Origin of the sequence: Streptomyces sp. NBC_01241, assembly GCF_041435435.1 — a bacterium.
In the GTDB taxonomy this organism is placed as follows: Bacteria; Actinomycetota; Actinomycetes; order Streptomycetales; family Streptomycetaceae; genus Streptomyces.
Window position 1 is genome coordinate 7,492,870 of sequence record NZ_CP108494.1, and the last position, 16,546, is coordinate 7,509,415.

Here is a 16,546-nt window from a genome sequence, read left to right on the forward strand (position 1 = left end):
TCCCGATCGCTCGGACCGGGGGGAGCATGGGGAGGGCACGACCGGAACCAAGAGAACAAGTGGAGCAGATGAGCCGCCGCACCCTGAAACTTCCGTCCTGGGTGCCGATCGACCCGTACATCATGGCGCTGATCGGCACGGTTGTATTCGCGGCGGTACTGCCGGCGTCGGGGACCGCCGCGGAGGTGGCGGGCGGTGCGTCGACCGGAGCCGTCGCCCTGCTCTTCTTCCTGTACGGGGCCCGGCTCTCCACCGCCGAGGCGCTCGACGGACTCAAGCACTGGCGGCTCCATCTCACCGTCCTGGTCTGTACCTTCGTGGCCTTCCCGCTGCTCGGACTGGCGGGCAAGGGGCTGGTTCCGTACGTCCTGACGCCGCAGCTCTACAGCGGCTTCCTCTTCCTCTGCCTCGTCCCCTCGACGATCCAGTCGTCGATCGCCTTCACCTCGATCGCCCGCGGCAATGTGCCCGCGGCGATCTGCGCGGGCTCCTTCTCCTCGATCGCCGGAATCTTCCTCACCCCGCTGCTCGCCGCGGCGCTGCTCGGCAACAACGGCGGCGGATTCTCGGCGGACGCGCTGCTGAAGATCGGGGTCCAGCTGCTGTTGCCGTTCGTCGCGGGGCAGCTGCTGCGCCGTTGGATCGGCGGCTTCCTCACCCGTCACAAGAAGGTCCTCGGCCATGTCGACCGCGGCTCGATCCTGCTCGTCGTCTACACGGCGTTCAGTGAGGGCATGGTCGCGGGCATCTGGCACCAGGTCACCCCGGCCAGGCTCGGCGCGCTGCTCGGCGCCGAAGCGGTGCTGCTCGCGCTGATGCTGATGCTGACCTGGTACGGGACGAAGCGGCTCGGCTTCGACCGCGGGGACCGGATCGCCATCCAGTTCGCCGGCTCGAAGAAGAGCCTGGCCGCCGGGCTGCCGATGGCGAGCGTCCTGTTCGGGGCGCAGGCGTCCCTCGCCGTGCTGCCGTTGATGCTCTTCCACCAGATGCAGCTGATGGTGTGCGCGGTGATCGCCAAGCGGCGCTCGCGCGACCCGCTGGAGGAAATCCAGGAAGACGGCGTGGTGGCACGGGAGCCGGCCGCGGTGAGCTGAGGGCGGAGCCCTGGGGCCCGCCGCTCAGGGGTGGGTCCGGCCGGCGCAGGGGGCGCTCCCCGCCGGCCGGACCCCTGGCCCGTGCGGGCGGGCGGGGCGCCTCAGTCCTGGCCGATCGTCGCCGCCAGGGTGATCCGGTGCTCACCCGCGTACACGTTCATGGAAGGGCCCCGCAGGAAACCGACCAGGGTCAGTCCGGTCTCGGCCGCCAGATCGACGGCGAGTGACGACGGCGCCGAGACCGCCGCGAGCATCGGGATCCCGGCCATCACCGCCTTCTGGGCCAGTTCGAACGAGGCCCGCCCCGACACCAGCAGGATCGCCCGGGACAGCGGCAGCCGATGGTCGGTCAGGGCCCGGCCGACCAGCTTGTCGACCGCGTTGTGCCGGCCGACGTCCTCCCGGACGTCGAGCAGTTCGCCCGTCTCTGAGAACAGCGCCGCCGCGTGCAGGCCCCCGGTCCGGTCGAAGACCTGTTGCGCGGCCCGCAGCCGGTCGGGGAGGACGGCGAGCAGCGCGGGTTCGACCCGGACCGGGGGAGTGTCGGCGATCGGATGCCGGGTCGTGGTGCGTACCGCGTCGAGGCTCGCCTTGCCGCACAGCCCGCAGGACGACGTGGTGTACACATTGCGTTCGAGGGTGATGTCGGGAACCGGGACACCGGGCGCGAGCCTCACGTCCACGACGTTGTACGTGTTCACGCCGTCCGCCGTGGCCCCGGCGCAGTAGACGATCGACTGGACCTCGGAGCCGTCACCGATCACGCCCTCGCTCACCAGGAAGCCCGCCGCCAGCGCGAAGTCGTCGCCCGGCGTGCGCATCGTGATGGCGAGTGGCCTGCCGTTCAGCCGGATCTCCAGGGGCTCCTCGGCGACGAGCGTGTCGGGGCGCGTGGAGACCGCCCCGTCCCGGACACGGATGGTGCGGCGGCGCTCGGTGACCCGTCCCATAGCGGTTAAACCCGATTCTGTACGTGGTGGAAGCCGAACCGGCCCTTGATGCAGAGGGTTGCCGTGGGTCACCGGATTGTCGTGCGGAGAGGTGACCTTGGCGGCGTCATTGTTCTGCACATGGAGTGTGACATTGCAGCCGACTCCGCAGTACGCGCAGAGGATGTCGATGTCCTCACGGGCCTGACCCGGCGGAATCAGCGCGGCCCGGACGCGCTGCACCCGCCGTTCGCTGTTGGTCGTCGTGCCGTCGGTCCCGGCCCAGGCGTCCGTCGCGGGCAGGACGACATCCGCCGGCTCGGCGGTCCGGGTGAGGAAGATGTCCTGCGCCACCAGATGGTCCAGCGCCGTGAGCCGCCGGACGGCCTGCTCGCTGTCGGCCGCGGACTGCGCCGGGTTCTCCCCGATGCAGTACACGGCCCGCACCTCACCGCTCTCCATCGACTCGAACATCTCGGTGAGCGTCTTGCCGTAGCGGGGCTGGATGACGGTGTCCCAGCTCCGCTACGAACTTCCGCCGGACCGGGTCGAGGATGTCCTGGAAGCCGGGCAGCCGGTTGGGAACGGCGCCCATGTCGCCGCCGCCCTGCACATTGTTCTCGCCGCGCAGCGGCTGCATCCCGGAGCCGTACCGTCCGACATGCCCGGTGAGCATCGACAGGTTGACCAGCGTGCGGACGTTGTCGGTGCCGACGTTGACGCCGGGGGCGTGGCAGGGGGCGGTCCGAGGAGCGGGCAGAGCGATCTGAGCGCGCCCAGCGGAAGAACAGGAGACGATGGAACGTCACGTCGACAGAATATTGTCTACAGTATGCCTTTCGAAGGGTCAGGGCTGTCGTCAAGCCTCCAACGACCGGGTCCTATTCCTGTGGGAACACGTGCCCCCGTACCGGGCAGTAGCGACCAAGACTGGATGGTTCCTGCCGTACGTAGCGAGGGGATCCTGTACATGACCGGCTCACGTGTCGTGGCGCTCGGCCACTATCAGCCCGCCAAGGTGCTCACCAACGACGATCTGGCGGCCATGGTCGACACCAGCGACGAGTGGATCACCAGCCGCGTAGGCATCAAGACCCGCCACGTCGGAGGCCCTGACGAGCCGGTGGACGAGATGGCCGCGCACGCGGGGGGCAAGGCGCTCGCCGCGGCGGGGCTGCGGCCCGCCGAGGTCGATCTGGTGCTGGTCGCCACCTCCACCGCGATCGACCGCTCGCCGAGCATGTCGGCGCGGGTCGCCGCCCGGCTAGGCATGGGCTCGCCCGCGGTCATGGACATCAACGTGGTCTGCTCCGGATTCACCCACGCCCTCGCCGCCGCCGACCACGCGGTCCGGGCGGGCGCGGCCGAGCGCGTCCTCGTCATCGGCGCCGACAAGATGGCCGACATCGCGGACTGGACCGACCGCAGCACCTGCGTCCTGCTCGGTGACGGAGCCGGCGCGGCGGTCGTCGTCGCGGACCCGGGCGGCGGGGACGGTCCCGGGATCGGCCCCGTCCTGTGGGGTTCGGTGCCGGAGATGGGCAACGCGGTGCGGATCGAGGGGACGCCCCCGCGCTTCGCGCAGGAAGGGCAGTCCGTATACCGCTGGGCCACCACGCAGCTGCCGCCCATCGCCCGCAAGGTGTGCGAAAAGGCAGGTGTGGCCCCCGAGGATCTGGCCGCGGTCGTGCTGCATCAGGCCAATCTGCGGATCATCGAACCCGTCGCCAGGAAGATCGGCGCGGTCAACGCGGTCATCGCCCGGGATGTCGTGGATTCCGGCAATACGTCCGCGGCGTCCATCCCGATGGCCCTGTCCAAGCTGGTGGAACGCGGCGAGGTGCACAGCGGCGCGCCGGTGCTGCTTTTCGGCTTCGGCGGAAATCTCTCGTACGCGGGCCAGGTGATCCGCTGCCCCTGAGCGGCGTTGTGCTCCGTAGACTGTAGACAATAAGCAATTGCTCGTCGCCCGGAGGGGGCCGCGATGTTGTCCGCAGGACTGCCGCCAGGGGCTGTGCCGAAGCTGGAACGGCCCGGTCCGCTGCGCGAGCGCGTGTACGAGGCGCTGCTCGAACTCATAACGACGCGTGTGCTCCGTCCCGGCCAGCACCTGGTCGAGAGCGAACTGGCCGGCCATCTCGGGGTGTCCAGGCAGCCGGTGCGGGAGGCGCTGCAGCGGCTGAACACCGAGGGCTGGGTCGATCTCCGGCCCGCCCAGGGTGCGTTCGTGCATGAGCCCACGGAGGACGAGGCGGATCAGCTGCTCTCGGTCCGCACCCTGCTGGAGGCCGAGGCCGCCCGCCTCGCCGCGGCCAACTCCGACGCCGCGGGCATCGCCGCCCTGGGGGAGCTCTGCGCCAAGGGCGAGCAGGCGGTCGCCGACGACGACGTGGATCTGGCGGTCGCCACGAACACGGCCTTCCATGCCAAGGTCATGGAGCTGGCGGGCAATGTCGTCCTCTCCGAGCTGGCCGGGCAGGTGGACCGCCGGGTCCGCTGGTACTACACCCCGGTGGCCCGCCAACGCGGCACCCAGTCCTGGATCGAGCACCGCTCGCTCATAGCGGCGATCGCCTCGCGCGACGAACAGCGGGCCACGGAGATCATGCGGGCGCACACGGAACACACGCGCAGGACGTACCACCAGCGCGCCGAGGAGTAGCGCGTGGCCGGGCGGGTCGCACGGGGCCGTAACGGAAGGGCCGGGGCGTGAGCCCCGGCCCTTCCGCGGGTCTGCGGGTCCGCGGGTTCGTGGGTTCGTGGCCGCCGTCGACCGAGCGGCTTTGTCCTCGATGTGGAGAAAGTTGTAGCGGATTCCTGCGCAACTTCTTCCCACTCCCGGCAACCGCTGCTACGTTCCCCTCGAAAGCCCGACGGACAGGCCGATGTGGCGGGGAGGGGCGCGTGAGACGTATGACGGCACGACCTGCGAATGCGCATCAGGCGCGACTGCTCCGGCTGTTGCGCGACGGCGGGCCCAACTCACGGGCACAGCTGGGGGATCAGGTCGATCTCTCCCGCTCCAAGCTCGCCGTCGAGGTCGACAGACTGCTGGAGACCGGACTTGTCGTGGCCGATGGACTCGCCGCATCCCGCGGAGGGCGTCGCTCGCACAACATCCGGCTCGCCCCGCAACTGCGCTTCCTCGGCGTCGACATCGGTGCCACATCCGTCGATGTGGCCGTCACCAACGCCGAGTTGGAGGTCCTGGGCCACCTCAACCACCCCATGGACGTACGCGAAGGGCCGGTCGCCGTCTTCGAGCAGGTGCTGGCCATGGCGGCCAAGCTCCGGGCCTCCGGCCTAGCCGAAGGCTTCGACGGCGCGGGCATCGGCGTACCCGGACCGGTCCGCTTCCCCGAAGGCGTGCCGGTCGCACCGCCGATCATGCCCGGCTGGGACGGCTTCCCGGTCCGCGAGGCGCTCAGCCAGGAACTGGGCTGCCCCGTCATGGTCGACAACGATGTGAACCTGATGGCGATGGGGGAGCAGCACGCGGGCGTCGCACGCTCCGTGGGCGACTTCCTCTGCGTCAAGATCGGTACGGGTATCGGCTGCGGCATCGTCGTCGGCGGCGAGGTCCATCGCGGTACGACGGGCAGCGCCGGAGACATCGGCCACATCCAGGTCGAACACGAAGGACGACCCTGCGCCTGCGGCAACCGGGGTTGTCTGGAAGCCCACTTCAGCGGTGCCGCGCTCGCCCGCGACGCCGAGGACGCGGCGCGTGCCGGGCAGTCGCCGGAGCTCGCGGGCCGACTGGAGGCGGCCGGCGGACTCACCGCCGCCGACGTGGCCGCCGCCGCGGCCGCCGGCGATGCCACCTCGCTCGACCTGATCCGCGAAGGCGGCAACCGGGTGGGCCAGGTCATCGCCGGACTCGTCAGCTTCTTCAATCCCGGACTGGTGGTGATCGGCGGCGGCGTGACCGGCCTCGGACACACACTCCTCGCCAGCGTCCGGACCCAGGTCTACCGGCAGTCGCTGCCGCTGGCCACCGGCAATCTCCCCATCGTGCTCGGCGAGTTGGGACCCGCCGCCGGAGTGATCGGCGCGGCCCGGCTCATCAGCGACCACCTGTTCTCACCGGCCTGATCCTCGGCCGGTACGTACCACCGAACCGCTCCCGCCTCTTTTGGCCGGGGGCCGGGGGGCGACCCCCGGGACAGCACTGCGCCCTGCCCGCTCACCGGCCCTCCCTCAGTTCTCAGCTGCGCTCGAGCAGAGGAGACCCCATTCGCCGAGGGGATTTGTCATGGCACCAGAACCGCCCTTGCTCACCATGTCCGGCATCACCAAGTCGTTCCCCGGAGTGCGCGCCCTCGACGGCGTAGACCTGGAGGTACAGGCCGGCGAAGTCCACTGTCTCCTCGGACAGAACGGCGCCGGCAAGTCCACCCTCATCAAGGTGCTCGCCGGGGCCCACCAGCCCGACGGCGGCGAGATCACCTGGCGCGGCAAACGGGCCGCGCTCAAGTCACCCATCGCCGCGATGCGGCTCGGCATCGCCACCATCTACCAGGAACTCGACTTGGTCGAGGGCCTGTCGGTCGCCGAGAACGTCTTCCTCGGCCATGAACCCACCACCGCCCGCTTCATCGTCCGCACCCGCGAGGGCCGTGCGGCGGCCGCCGCGCTGCTGAAGCGTCTCGGCCACCCCGAGATCGACCCGGCCCGGGCGGTCGGAGAACTGTCCGCCGCACAGCAGCAGATCGTCTCCATGGCGCGGGCACTCTCCCACGACGTACGGCTCATCGTGATGGACGAGCCGTCCGCCGCGCTCGACCCCGACGAGGTCGACAACCTCTTCCGTATCGTCGCCGCTCTCACCGCCGACGGGGTCGCCGTCGTCTACATCTCGCACCGCCTGGAGGAGATCCGCCGCATCGGCGACCGGGTGACCGTGCTCAAGGACGGTCGCGCCGTCGCCGTGGGGCTGCCCGCCAAGTCCACACCGACACGCGACGTCGTTGCCATGATGACCGGCCGCAACGTCGAACACGTCTTCCCGCCGCGCATCACGGACCGCGTGGGGGCGGCCGTCGAAGAACCGGTACTGAAGGTCGAAGGGCTGACCAGGAAGGGCGAATTCGCCCCGGTGGACCTGGAGCTCCGGCCCGGCGAGATCGTCGGTCTGGCCGGACTCGTCGGGTCGGGACGCTCCGAGATCCTGGAGACCCTCTACGGTGCCCGCAGGCCGAGCGCCGGACGCGTCACCGTGGCAGGGAAGCAGTTGCGGCCCGGCAGCGTCCGTGCCGCCGTCGCCGCCGGGATCGGGCTCGCCCCCGAGGAGCGCAAGGCGCAGGCCCTGCTGATGCTCGAAACCGTCACCCGTAACGTCTCCGTCTCCTCGATGTCCCGCTTCTCCCGGGCCGGCTGGCTCGACCGCGGAGCCGAACGCCGGGCCGCCCGCACCGCCACCCGCGAGCTCTCCCTGCGCCCCGACAACCCGGACACCCCGGTCCGCACACTGTCCGGCGGCAACCAGCAGAAGGCCGTCCTGGCCCGCTGGCTGCTGCGCGGCTGCCGGGTTCTGCTGCTCGACGAACCGACCCGCGGTGTCGACGTCGGCGCCCGCGCCGAGCTCTACGCCGTGATCCGCCGGCTGGCCGACGAAGGCCTCGCCGTCCTGCTCGTCTCCAGCGAGGTGCCCGAAGTGCTCGGCCTCGCCGACCGGGTGCTGGTGCTCCGCGAGGGCCGCGTCGTGCACACGGCGGACGCCCGGGAGCTCGACGAACACCGCGTACTCGACCTAGTGATGGAAGGGAGCCCGACGTCATGACGCAGCCCGTCTCCTCGGCGCAGCAGGGCGGGCCGGACAAGGGGGCCGTCCCCGCCCCGGCCGCCGGACCCAGGAAGCAGGACGGACCTTCGCGCACCTTCGGCCTGCGCCTGGACGTGCGTAACCTCTCGCTGCTCGGCGTCCTCGCCGCACTGATCGTCGTCGGCGGATTCACCGAACCCGACGCGTTCCTGGACACCGGGAACCTTCAGCTGATCCTGACCCAGTCCTCCGTCATCGGAGTCGTCACCGTCGGGATGACCTTCGTCATCACCAGCGGGGGGATCGACCTGTCGGTCGGTGCGATGGTTGCGCTCGCCTCCGTCTGGGCGACCACACTCGCCACTCAGGAGTACGGCTTCGCGGGGATTCTGTTCACCGCCGTGATCGTCGGACTCGGCGCCGGGCTGGTGAACGGTGTGCTCATCGCCTACGGGCGGATGGTGCCGTTCATCGCGACGCTGGCCATGCTCGCCTCGGCCCGCGGGCTCGCCCTCCAGATCACGGACGGCAAGACCCAGATTGTCACCGTCAAGTCGGTCCTCGACCTGGGCCTGCCGAACTCGTACGTCCTCGGCATCCCGCCCCTGGTCATGATGTTCGCCGCGGTGACCGTCATCGGCTGGCTGGTGCTGAACCGCACGACCTTCGGGCGACGAACGGTCGCGGTCGGCGGCAACGCGGAAGCGGCCAGGCTGGCAGGCATCGACGTACGACGGCAGCGGCTCTACCTCTATCTGCTCTCCGGGCTGTGCTGCGGTATCGCGGCCTTCATGCTGATCGTCCTGTCCGGTTCGGGACAGAACACCAACGGCAATCTCTACGAGCTCGATGCCATCGCCGCCGCGATCATCGGCGGCACCCTGCTCAGCGGCGGACGCGGCACCATCGTCGGCTCCGTACTCGGCGTCCTCGTCTTCACCACCATCACCAACATCTTCGCGCTCAACAACCTGCAGAGCGACGTCCAGCAGATCGCCAAGGGCGCGATCATCGTCGCCGCCGTCCTGGTCCAGCGCCGCGCATCGGCGCACGGGGAGACCTGAGCCCACCGCCCCGGTTCTCCGCACTGCCCCTGCTTCTTCCCATCCCCCTGCTTCTCCGTACCGCCCACCGCTCCGTTCGTCACATGTGACATGTCACGCACCGACATGACGAATCACGCACCGGATGAAGGGTTTGACAGCCATGCCAGAAACCAGCCGCAGACGACTGCTCTTCGGCACCGCAGCCGTCTCCGCAGGCGCCGTCCTCACCGCCTGCACCAGCAACGAGCCCAAGAAGACGGAGACCGCGCAGAGCAATCAGCCCGCCGCCGACGACAAGCCCGGCAAGCCCGTCACCATCGGCTTCGCGGGTCCGCAGGCCGACCACGGCTGGCTCAACGCCATCAACGAGAACGCCAAGTCGCGGGCGGCGAAGTATTCCGAGGTGACGCTGGAGAGCACCGAGGGCTCCAACGACACCGCCGCCCAGATCGGCCAGGTCAAGACCCTCATCAACAAGAAGGTCGACGTCCTCGTCATCCTCCCCGCCGACGGCAAGGCGCTCACCCAGGTGGGCCTGGAGGCCATGCGGGCGGGCATCCCCGTCATCAACCTGGACCGGATCTTCGCCTCCCCGCAGGCCTACCGCTGCTGGGTCGGCGGCGACAACTACGGCATGGGCCTCAACGCCGGTACGTACATCGGCGAGCAACTCAAGGACAAGGCGGGAGCCAAGGTCGTCGAGCTGGCCGGCATCGACAACCTGGAGCTCACCAAGCAGCGAAGTCAGGGCTTCGCCGACGCGTTGAAGAACTACCCCAACATCAAACTGGTGGCCCGTCAGGCCGCCGACTTCACCGTCGAGTCGGGTCAGGCAAAGATGGCCCAACTCCTCCAGGCACAGAAGAAGTTCGACGCTCTGTGGAACCACGACGACGATCAGGGTGTGGGCGCGCTGCGCGCCATCCAGCAGGCGGGCCGCGACGAGTTCCTGATGGTCGGCGGCGCCGGGGCCAAGTCCGCGATGGACGCCATCAAGGCCGACGACAGCGTGCTGAAGGCGACCGTTCTCTACCCGCCGACGATGGCGGCGTCCGCCATCGACCTGGCCCGTGCCCTCGCCCAGGGCAAGGGTGTCGGCGGCCTGGCCGAAATGGAGATCCCGACCAATCTCACTCTCTACTCGGCCGTGGTCACCAAGGAGAACATCGACCAGTACCTGCCGACGGGCTTCAGCTGAGCCGCCCCGCAGGAGGGTGCTGACCCTCCTGCCGCACCCATCGAACGACCGACGAGGAGGAAGCCCGGATGGCCCGTAGGGAAGAGACGGATCAGGAGGCCGCAGGTTCGCCGACGCAACGGCCGGTGGCGAGCGCGCCCACGCAACGGCCGACGACGGGCGCGCCCACGCAACGGCCGACGACGAGTGCGCCCGCGCATCCGCCGGTGGCGAGCGCGCCGCCGCATCCGCCGGTGGCGAGCACGCCGACGCTCGGAGTCGGCATGGTCGGATACGCGTTCATGGGCGCCGCCCACTCGCAGGGGTGGCGTACCGCGGGGCACGTCTTCGAGCTGCCGATGCGACCGGCTCTCGCCGCGATCTGCGGACGTGACCGGACGGCTGTCGACGCGGCGGCGGCCCGCCACGGCTGGGCGGCGGCGGAGACCGACTGGCGGGCCCTCATCGCCCGGGACGATGTGCAGCTCGTCGACATCTGCACCCCCGGCGACAGTCACGCCGAGATCGCCATCGCCGCCCTGGAGGCCGGCAAGCACGTGCTGTGCGAGAAGCCGCTCGCCAACACGGTCGCCGAGGCGGAGGCGATGACCGAGGCCGCGGAGCGCGCCGCGGCCCGCGGTCAGGTCGCGCTGGTGGGCTTCAACTACCGCAAGGTGCCCGCGATCACGTACGCCCGGCAGCTGATCGCCGAGGGCCGGATCGGTGCCCTGCGGCATGTCCGTGCCACCTACCTCCAGGACTGGCTCGTCGATCCCGAATCGCCGCTCACCTGGCGGCTGAAGCGGGAACACGCCGGCTCGGGAGCGCTGGGCGATCTGGGGGCGCACATCGTCGACCTGGCCCAGTTTCTGGCGGGGGAGAAGCTGGTCGGGGTGTCGGCGGTCCGTGAGACGTTCGTACGTGAACGGCCGCTGCCGGCCGGTCCGTCCGCCGGGCTCTCCGGCGCCGCGGACCCGGCGGCGCGCGGGGCGGTGACCGTCGACGACGCGGCCCTGTTCACCGGCCGGCTCGCCTCCGGGGCGCTGGCCTCGTTCGAGGCGACCCGGATGGCGGCCGGCCGGAAGAACGCGCTGCGGCTGGAGATCAACGGACAGCTCGGTTCGCTCGCCTTCGATCTGGAACGGCTCAACGAGCTGTCCTTCCACGACCACACCGAACCCGCCGCCACGGCAGGGTTCCGGCGCATCCTCGTCACCGAGCCCCAGCATCCCTACCTGGAGGCGTGGTGGCCGCCCGGCCACGCCCTCGGCTACGAGCACACCTTCACGCATCAGGCCCGTGATGTGGTGCGCACGATCGCCGAAGGGACCGTCCCCGCACCGTCGTTCGCCGACGGGCTGCAGGTGCAGCGGGTGCTCGCGGCGGTCGAGGAGAGCGCCGAGAAGAACTCCGTACATACCCCCGTGGCTCTCTAGGAGGTCCCGCTCATGCCCCGTCCCTTCACACTCTTCACCGGCCAGTGGGCCGACCTGCCCCTGGAGGAGGTCTGCCGGCATGCCCGGGACTTCGGCTACGACGGGCTCGAACTCGCCTGCTGGGGCGATCACTTCGAGGTCGACAAGGCCCTGACGGACCCCGGCTACCTGGACGGCCGACGGCAACTGCTCGACAAGTACGGGCTGAAGTGCTGGGCGATCTCCAATCACCTCGTCGGCCAGGCCGTCTGCGACAGCCCGATCGACGAACGGCACCAGGGGATTCTCCCGGCGCGGATCTGGGGCGACGGTGAGCCCGAAGGGGTACGCCGGCGTGCCGCCGAGGAGATCAAGAACACCGCCCGCGCGGCCGCCGCCTTCGGAGTGCGTACGGTCATCGGCTTCACCGGCTCCTCGATCTGGCACCTCGTCGCGATGTTCCCGCCCGTCCCGCCGCACATGATCGAGCGGGGGTACGAGGACTTCGCCGAGCGCTGGAACCCGATCCTGGATGTCTTCGACGCGGAGGGCGTGCGGTTCGCCCATGAGGTGCACCCCGGCGAGATCGCGTACGACTACTGGACCACACACCGCGCGCTGGAGGCAGTCGGCCACCGGGCCGCGTTCGGGCTGAACTTCGACCCCAGCCACTTCGTCTGGCAGGACCTCGACCCGGTCAGTTTCCTGTACGACTTCCGGGACCGCATCTACCACGTGGACTGCAAGGAGGCGCGCAAGCGCCTGGACGGCCGCAACGGCCGCCTCGGCTCCCATCTGCCGTGGGGCGACCCGCGGCGCGGCTGGGACTTCGTCTCCGCCGGGCACGGTGACGTGCCGTGGGAGGACGTCTTCCGGATGCTCCGGTCCATCGGCTACGAGGGGCCGGTCTCCGTCGAGTGGGAGGACGCGGGGATGGACCGGCTGGCAGGTGCGCCGGAAGCGCTTTCCACGCTGAAGCGGTACGACTTCGAACCGCCGTCGGCATCGTTCGACTCGGCCTTCGGGGGTGGCGACTGACGGGTCCTTCCCGGGGTGTTGCCCGAGGGGCCCCGATGTCAGGGCCACCGGGCCGGGAAGGGGCGGGCCGAGCGGGATGGGGGACGGGAGTCCGCCGCCATCCCGCGCTCGCCCCTGCCCTCGCCCCGCTTTGTCCTGACCCGGGAAAAAGTTCAACATGACTGCTGCGTAAGGGCTTTCCGTCCGGGACGAACAGGTCTACCGTCCACAACGCGTACATGACATAACTCGGGTCGCGGGCGCCCCACAGGCCCCGAACGACCTGCGCGGCAGTCCCCGCGCGGAACGGCACGGCAGCACCCGCCCGTACCACCGGCACTCTCCGGAGGACACTCGTGCACATCACCAGATACAGGAGCAGAACCCGGCTCCGCGTCCGTACATCCCTCGCCCTGCTCACCGGCGGCCTGCTCACCGCGGCCACCCTCACCCTCGGCGCCTCGCCCGGGGCGGCCGTGGAAGGACCGGCGTCGCCGGCCGCCGCCGACGCCGCGGCCGAGGAATTCCAGCAGGTCACGCTCGCCAAGGGCGCGGCCGAGACCGGCGAGCCCATGACCCTCGCCGTCCTCCCCGACCGCAGCGTGCTGCACACCTCGCGCACCGGCGAGCTGCGTCTCACCGACAGCGGTGGAAACACCCGGGTCGTGGGGTCCGTCCCCGTGTACTCGCACGACGAAGAGGGCCTCCAGGGCGTCGCCATCGACCCCGACTTCAGCGAGAACCGGGCCATCTACCTCTACTACGCGCCCCCGCTGGACACCCCCGGCGGAGACGCGCCGGAGAACGGCACGGCCGCCGACTTCGCCAAGTTCGACGGGGTGAACCGTCTCTCGCGCTTCGTCCTGAACGCCGACGGCACCCTCGACAACGCCAGCGAGAAGAAGATCCTCGACATCCCGACCTCGCGCGGTATCTGCTGTCATGTCGGCGGCGACATCGACTTCGACGCGCAGGGCAACCTGTATCTGTCGACCGGCGACGACTCCAACCCGTTCGCCTCCGACGGCTACGCGCCGATCGACGAGCGCCCCGACCGCAACCCGGCGTTCGACGCCAGGCGCAGCGCCGGCAACACCAACGATTTGCGCGGCAAGATTCTCCGCATCAAGGTCGCCGAAGACGGCTCGTACACCATCCCTGACGGGAACCTCTTCGCGCCGGGTACGGACAAGACCCGTCCCGAGATCTACGCGATGGGCCTTCGCAACCCGTTCCGCTTCTCCGTCGACAAGGCCACGGGCATCCTCTACGTCGGCGACTACGGGCCCGACGCGGGTGCGGCCGATCCCAAGCGAGGACCGGCCGGACAGGTCGAGTTCGACCGGGTGACCGAGGCGGGCAACTTCGGCTGGCCGTTCTGCACCGGAGCCAACGACGCGTACGTCGACTACGACTTCGCGACGAAGACGTCCGGCGCATCCTTCGACTGCAACGCTCCTAAGAACACCTCGCCGCACAACACCGGCCTCGTGGACCTGCCGCCCGCCCAGCCCGCCTGGATTCCCTACGACGGCGGATCCGTGCCCGAGTTCGGCACCGGCTCCGAGTCGCCGATGGGCGGCCCCGTCTACCACTACGACGCCGACCTCGACTCGCCGGTGAAGTTCCCCGAGGCCTACGACGGGCAGTTCTTCGCCGGAGAGTTCGGCCGACGCTGGATCAAGGCCATCAAGCACGACGCCGACGGCACCGTCCAGTCCATCAACCCCGTTCCGTGGACCGGGACCCAGGTGATGGACATGGCCTTCGGACCCGACGGGGCGCTGTACGTCCTCGACTACGGCACCAGCTGGTTCGGCGGCGACGAGAACTCCGGGCTCTACCGCATCGAGAACGCCACCGGCGGCCGCTCACCCAACGCGGTCGCGTCGTCCAACAAGACCTCGGGCACGGCGCCGCTCAAGGTGGGCTTCTCCTCGGAGGGCACCGTCGACCCCGACGGCGACCCCCTGACGTACGCCTGGGACTTCGGCGACGGCGGCAGCTCGACCGCCGCCAACCCCACGTACACATACAAGAAGAACGGCACCTACACGGCGACCGTCACCGCCAAGGACCCGACCGGCCGGACCGCCTCCGCGAGTGTCCATGTCACGGTCGGCAACACGGCACCGAAGGTGGAACTCAAACTCCCCGGTGACGGGCAGCTGTTCACCTTCGGTGACGATGTCCCGTTCAAGGTGACCGTCACCGACCCCGAGGACGGCACGATCGACTGCTCGAAGGTCGAGGTCCGCTTCGTTCTCGGCCACGACAGCCACGGCCACCCGATCACCACCGTCAACGGGTGCTCCGGCACGATCAAGACCGCAGTCGACGGCGGGCACGACCCGAACGCCAACATCTTCGGGGTCATCGACGCCTCCTACACGGACGGCGGAGGCGGCGGCCAGGCGTCCCTGTCCGGTCACGACCAGGCGCAGCTCCAGCCGAGGCACCGCCAGGCCGAGCACTTCAGCGCCTCGTCCGGGATCAAGGTCTACGACAAGGCGACCGCCAACGGCGGCAAGACCGTCGGCGACATCGACAACGGCGACTGGATCTCCTTCAAGCCGTACATCCTCGGCGACTCCAACAAGCTCACCGCCCGCATCGCATCCGGTGGCAGCGGAGGATTCCTGGAGGTACGGGCAGGCTCGGCGACCGGTACGCTCCTGGGCTCGACCCCGGTACCCGTGACCGGCGGCTGGGAGAACTTCCAGGACGTCGACGTGAACTTGAGCAAGGTCCCCAAGAAGGCCACCGAGCTCTTCCTCGTCTTCAAGGGAGGCGACGGAGCGCTGTACGACGTCGACGACTTCGAGCTCACCCACAGCACCGCCGGCAAGGCCGCCAAGCGGGTCCTGGTCTTCTCGAAGACGGCCGGCTTCCGCCACGACGCGATTCCCGAGGGCATCGCCGCGCTGAAGGAACTCGGCAAGGGCAGCGACATCACCGTCGACGCGACGGAGGAGGCCCGCCAGTTCACCACCGGCAACCTGGCGCGGTACGACGCCGTCGTCTTCCTGTCGACGACCGGTGACGTGCTCAACGCCGACCAGCAGAAGGCATTCGAGAACTACGTGGCCACCGGCGGCGGCTACATGGGCGTCCACGCGGCGGCGGACACGGAGTACGACTGGCCGTTCTACGGCGGACTCGTCGGGGCGTACTTCTCCTCGCACCCCGCCATCCAGCCCGCCACCGTCCGCGTCGAGGACCACAAGCACCCGGCCACCGCCCACCTCGACGACGAGTGGAACCGCACCGACGAGTGGTACAACTACCGCACCAACCCGCGCGGTCAGGCCAAGGTCCTCGCCACACTCGACGAGACGACCTACACCGGCGGCACCATGAAGGGCGACCACCCGATCACCTGGTGCCAGTCCTACCAGGGCGGCCGCTCCTTCTACACCGGCCTCGGCCACACCAAGGAGTCGTACGCCGAACCGGCCTTCCGGGGGCTCCTCCTCGGCGGCATGCGGTACGCGGCCGGTCAGGTGAAGGCCGACTGCAAGCCCGACACCGGCTACCGGTCGATCTTCAACGGCAAGACGCTCGAAGGATGGAAGCAGGCCGGCCCCGGAAAGTTCGACATCGTCGACGGTGAACTGCGCTCCGAGGGCGGCATGGGTCTGCTCACCTACCAGGCCAAGGAGCTCGGTGCGTACTCGCTCAAGCTCGACTGGAAGATGCAGGGCGACGACAACTCCGGTGTCTTCGTCGGCTTCCCGGAGTCCGACGACCCCTGGTCCGCGGTGAACAACGGCTACGAGGTCCAGATCGACGCCACCGACGCGCCCGACCGCACCACGGGCTCGATCTACACCTTCAAGGCGGCGAACATCAAGGCCCGCGACCAGGCCCTGCGGCCGCCCGGCCAGTGGAACAGCTACGAGATCAAGGTCCAGGGCGAACGTCTCCAGGTCTTCCTCAACGGAGTGAAGATCAACGACTTCACCAACACCGATCCGGCACGGAGCCTGAAGAACGGCTACATCGGCATCCAGAACCACGGTGCCAATGACCATGTGTCCTTCCGCAACATCCAGCTGAAGGAACTGCCCTCGGCGTAGGGCGGTCACCCCGGCCGACGGC

12 protein-coding genes and 1 pseudogene are annotated in these 16,546 nt (G+C 69.6%); 10 read left to right on the forward strand and 3 right to left on the reverse strand.

Features of this window, described 5'->3' with window-relative positions:
• Positions 1-68 precede the first annotated feature (68 nt).
• A complete protein-coding gene (locus OG306_RS34075) occupies positions 69-1,097 on the forward strand; it encodes a bile acid:sodium symporter family protein (RefSeq protein ID WP_266750068.1) in 1,029 nt (342 codons plus the stop codon).
• A 101-nt stretch (positions 1,098-1,198) separates the two neighbouring features.
• Here OG306_RS34075 and fdhD read toward each other — a convergent pair whose 3' ends face one another.
• Both fdhD and OG306_RS34085 read right to left on the reverse strand, forming a co-directional pair.
• Positions 1,199-2,047 carry a formate dehydrogenase accessory sulfurtransferase FdhD gene (gene fdhD, locus OG306_RS34080; RefSeq protein ID WP_266752588.1) on the reverse strand — a complete coding sequence of 283 codons (849 nt, stop codon included), beginning with the start codon at positions 2,045-2,047 and terminating at the stop codon, positions 1,199-1,201.
• A 156-nt stretch (positions 2,048-2,203) separates the two neighbouring features.
• A pseudogene (locus OG306_RS34085) lies at positions 2,204-2,741 on the reverse strand (molybdopterin oxidoreductase family protein); the annotation flags it as partial.
• A 255-nt stretch (positions 2,742-2,996) separates the two neighbouring features.
• On the opposite strand from OG306_RS34085, the gene OG306_RS34090 reads away from it, so the two are divergent.
• From OG306_RS34090 to OG306_RS34115, 6 genes are all read left to right on the forward strand, one after another.
• Positions 2,997-3,947 (forward strand): beta-ketoacyl-ACP synthase III, encoded by a 951-nt coding sequence (locus tag OG306_RS34090; protein ID WP_266904830.1) that lies wholly within the window; start codon positions 2,997-2,999, stop codon positions 3,945-3,947.
• Positions 3,948-4,010: 63 nt separating this feature from the next.
• Positions 4,011-4,688: a GntR family transcriptional regulator gene (locus OG306_RS34095; RefSeq protein ID WP_266904828.1), complete on the forward strand. Its 678-nt coding sequence runs from the start codon at positions 4,011-4,013 to the stop codon at positions 4,686-4,688.
• A 251-nt stretch (positions 4,689-4,939) separates the two neighbouring features.
• On the forward strand, positions 4,940-6,121 hold the full coding sequence (locus tag OG306_RS34100; protein ID WP_266750073.1) for an ROK family transcriptional regulator: 1,182 nt from the start codon (positions 4,940-4,942) through the stop codon (positions 6,119-6,121).
• A gap of 160 nt (positions 6,122-6,281) precedes the next feature.
• Positions 6,282-7,808, forward strand: a complete 1,527-nt coding sequence (locus tag OG306_RS34105; protein ID WP_266750074.1) for a sugar ABC transporter ATP-binding protein — start codon at positions 6,282-6,284, stop codon at positions 7,806-7,808.
• Positions 7,805-8,854, forward strand: a complete 1,050-nt coding sequence (locus tag OG306_RS34110) for an ABC transporter permease (protein WP_266750076.1) — start codon at positions 7,805-7,807, stop codon at positions 8,852-8,854. Before OG306_RS34105 ends, OG306_RS34110 begins: the two co-directional genes overlap by 4 nt.
• A 142-nt stretch (positions 8,855-8,996) precedes the next feature.
• Positions 8,997-10,034, forward strand: coding sequence for a substrate-binding domain-containing protein (locus OG306_RS34115; RefSeq protein WP_266904826.1), 1,038 nt, complete (start codon positions 8,997-8,999; stop codon positions 10,032-10,034).
• A 91-nt stretch (positions 10,035-10,125) separates the two neighbouring features.
• Here OG306_RS34115 and OG306_RS34120 read toward each other — a convergent pair whose 3' ends face one another.
• Positions 10,126-10,299 carry a hypothetical protein gene (locus OG306_RS34120; RefSeq protein ID WP_266907810.1) on the reverse strand — a complete coding sequence of 58 codons (174 nt, stop codon included), beginning with the start codon at positions 10,297-10,299 and terminating at the stop codon, positions 10,126-10,128.
• Here OG306_RS34120 and OG306_RS34125 point away from each other — a divergent pair.
• The 3 genes from OG306_RS34125 to OG306_RS34135 all read left to right on the forward strand — a co-directional run bounded on the left by OG306_RS34125 (position 10,298) and on the right by OG306_RS34135 (position 16,524).
• The gene (locus OG306_RS34125) at positions 10,298-11,449 is read left to right on the forward strand and encodes a Gfo/Idh/MocA family protein (RefSeq protein WP_371666043.1); all 1,152 of its coding nucleotides are present in this window, start codon (positions 10,298-10,300) and stop codon (positions 11,447-11,449) included. The two genes, OG306_RS34120 and OG306_RS34125, sit on opposite strands and share 2 nt — an antisense overlap.
• A 12-nt stretch (positions 11,450-11,461) precedes the next feature.
• Positions 11,462-12,466: a sugar phosphate isomerase/epimerase family protein gene (locus OG306_RS34130; protein ID WP_266750081.1), complete on the forward strand. Its 1,005-nt coding sequence runs from the start codon at positions 11,462-11,464 to the stop codon at positions 12,464-12,466.
• A gap of 335 nt (positions 12,467-12,801) precedes the next feature.
• On the forward strand, positions 12,802-16,524 hold the full coding sequence (locus tag OG306_RS34135; protein WP_266904824.1) for a ThuA domain-containing protein: 3,723 nt from the start codon (positions 12,802-12,804) through the stop codon (positions 16,522-16,524).
• The last annotated feature ends 22 nt before the right edge of the window (positions 16,525-16,546 follow it).

Bases quoted from the DNA above. Each gene is read 5' to 3' on its own strand.
- OG306_RS34075 (WP_266750068.1), top strand. From the start codon at position 69: ATGAGCCGCCGCACCCTGAAACTTCCGTCCTGGGTGCCGATCGACCCG.
- fdhD (WP_266752588.1), bottom strand. From the start codon at position 2,047: ATGGGACGGGTCACCGAGCGCCGCCGCACCATCCGTGTCCGGGACGGG.
- OG306_RS34090 (WP_266904830.1), top strand. From the start codon at position 2,997: ATGACCGGCTCACGTGTCGTGGCGCTCGGCCACTATCAGCCCGCCAAG.
- OG306_RS34095 (WP_266904828.1), top strand. From the start codon at position 4,011: ATGTTGTCCGCAGGACTGCCGCCAGGGGCTGTGCCGAAGCTGGAACGG.
- OG306_RS34100 (WP_266750073.1), top strand. From the start codon at position 4,940: ATGACGGCACGACCTGCGAATGCGCATCAGGCGCGACTGCTCCGGCTG.
- OG306_RS34105 (WP_266750074.1), top strand. From the start codon at position 6,282: ATGGCACCAGAACCGCCCTTGCTCACCATGTCCGGCATCACCAAGTCG.
- OG306_RS34110 (WP_266750076.1), top strand. From the start codon at position 7,805: ATGACGCAGCCCGTCTCCTCGGCGCAGCAGGGCGGGCCGGACAAGGGG.
- OG306_RS34115 (WP_266904826.1), top strand. From the start codon at position 8,997: ATGCCAGAAACCAGCCGCAGACGACTGCTCTTCGGCACCGCAGCCGTC.
- OG306_RS34125 (WP_371666043.1), top strand. From the start codon at position 10,298: ATGGTCGGATACGCGTTCATGGGCGCCGCCCACTCGCAGGGGTGGCGT.
- OG306_RS34120 (WP_266907810.1), bottom strand. From the start codon at position 10,299: ATGCCGACTCCGAGCGTCGGCGTGCTCGCCACCGGCGGATGCGGCGGC.
- OG306_RS34130 (WP_266750081.1), top strand. From the start codon at position 11,462: ATGCCCCGTCCCTTCACACTCTTCACCGGCCAGTGGGCCGACCTGCCC.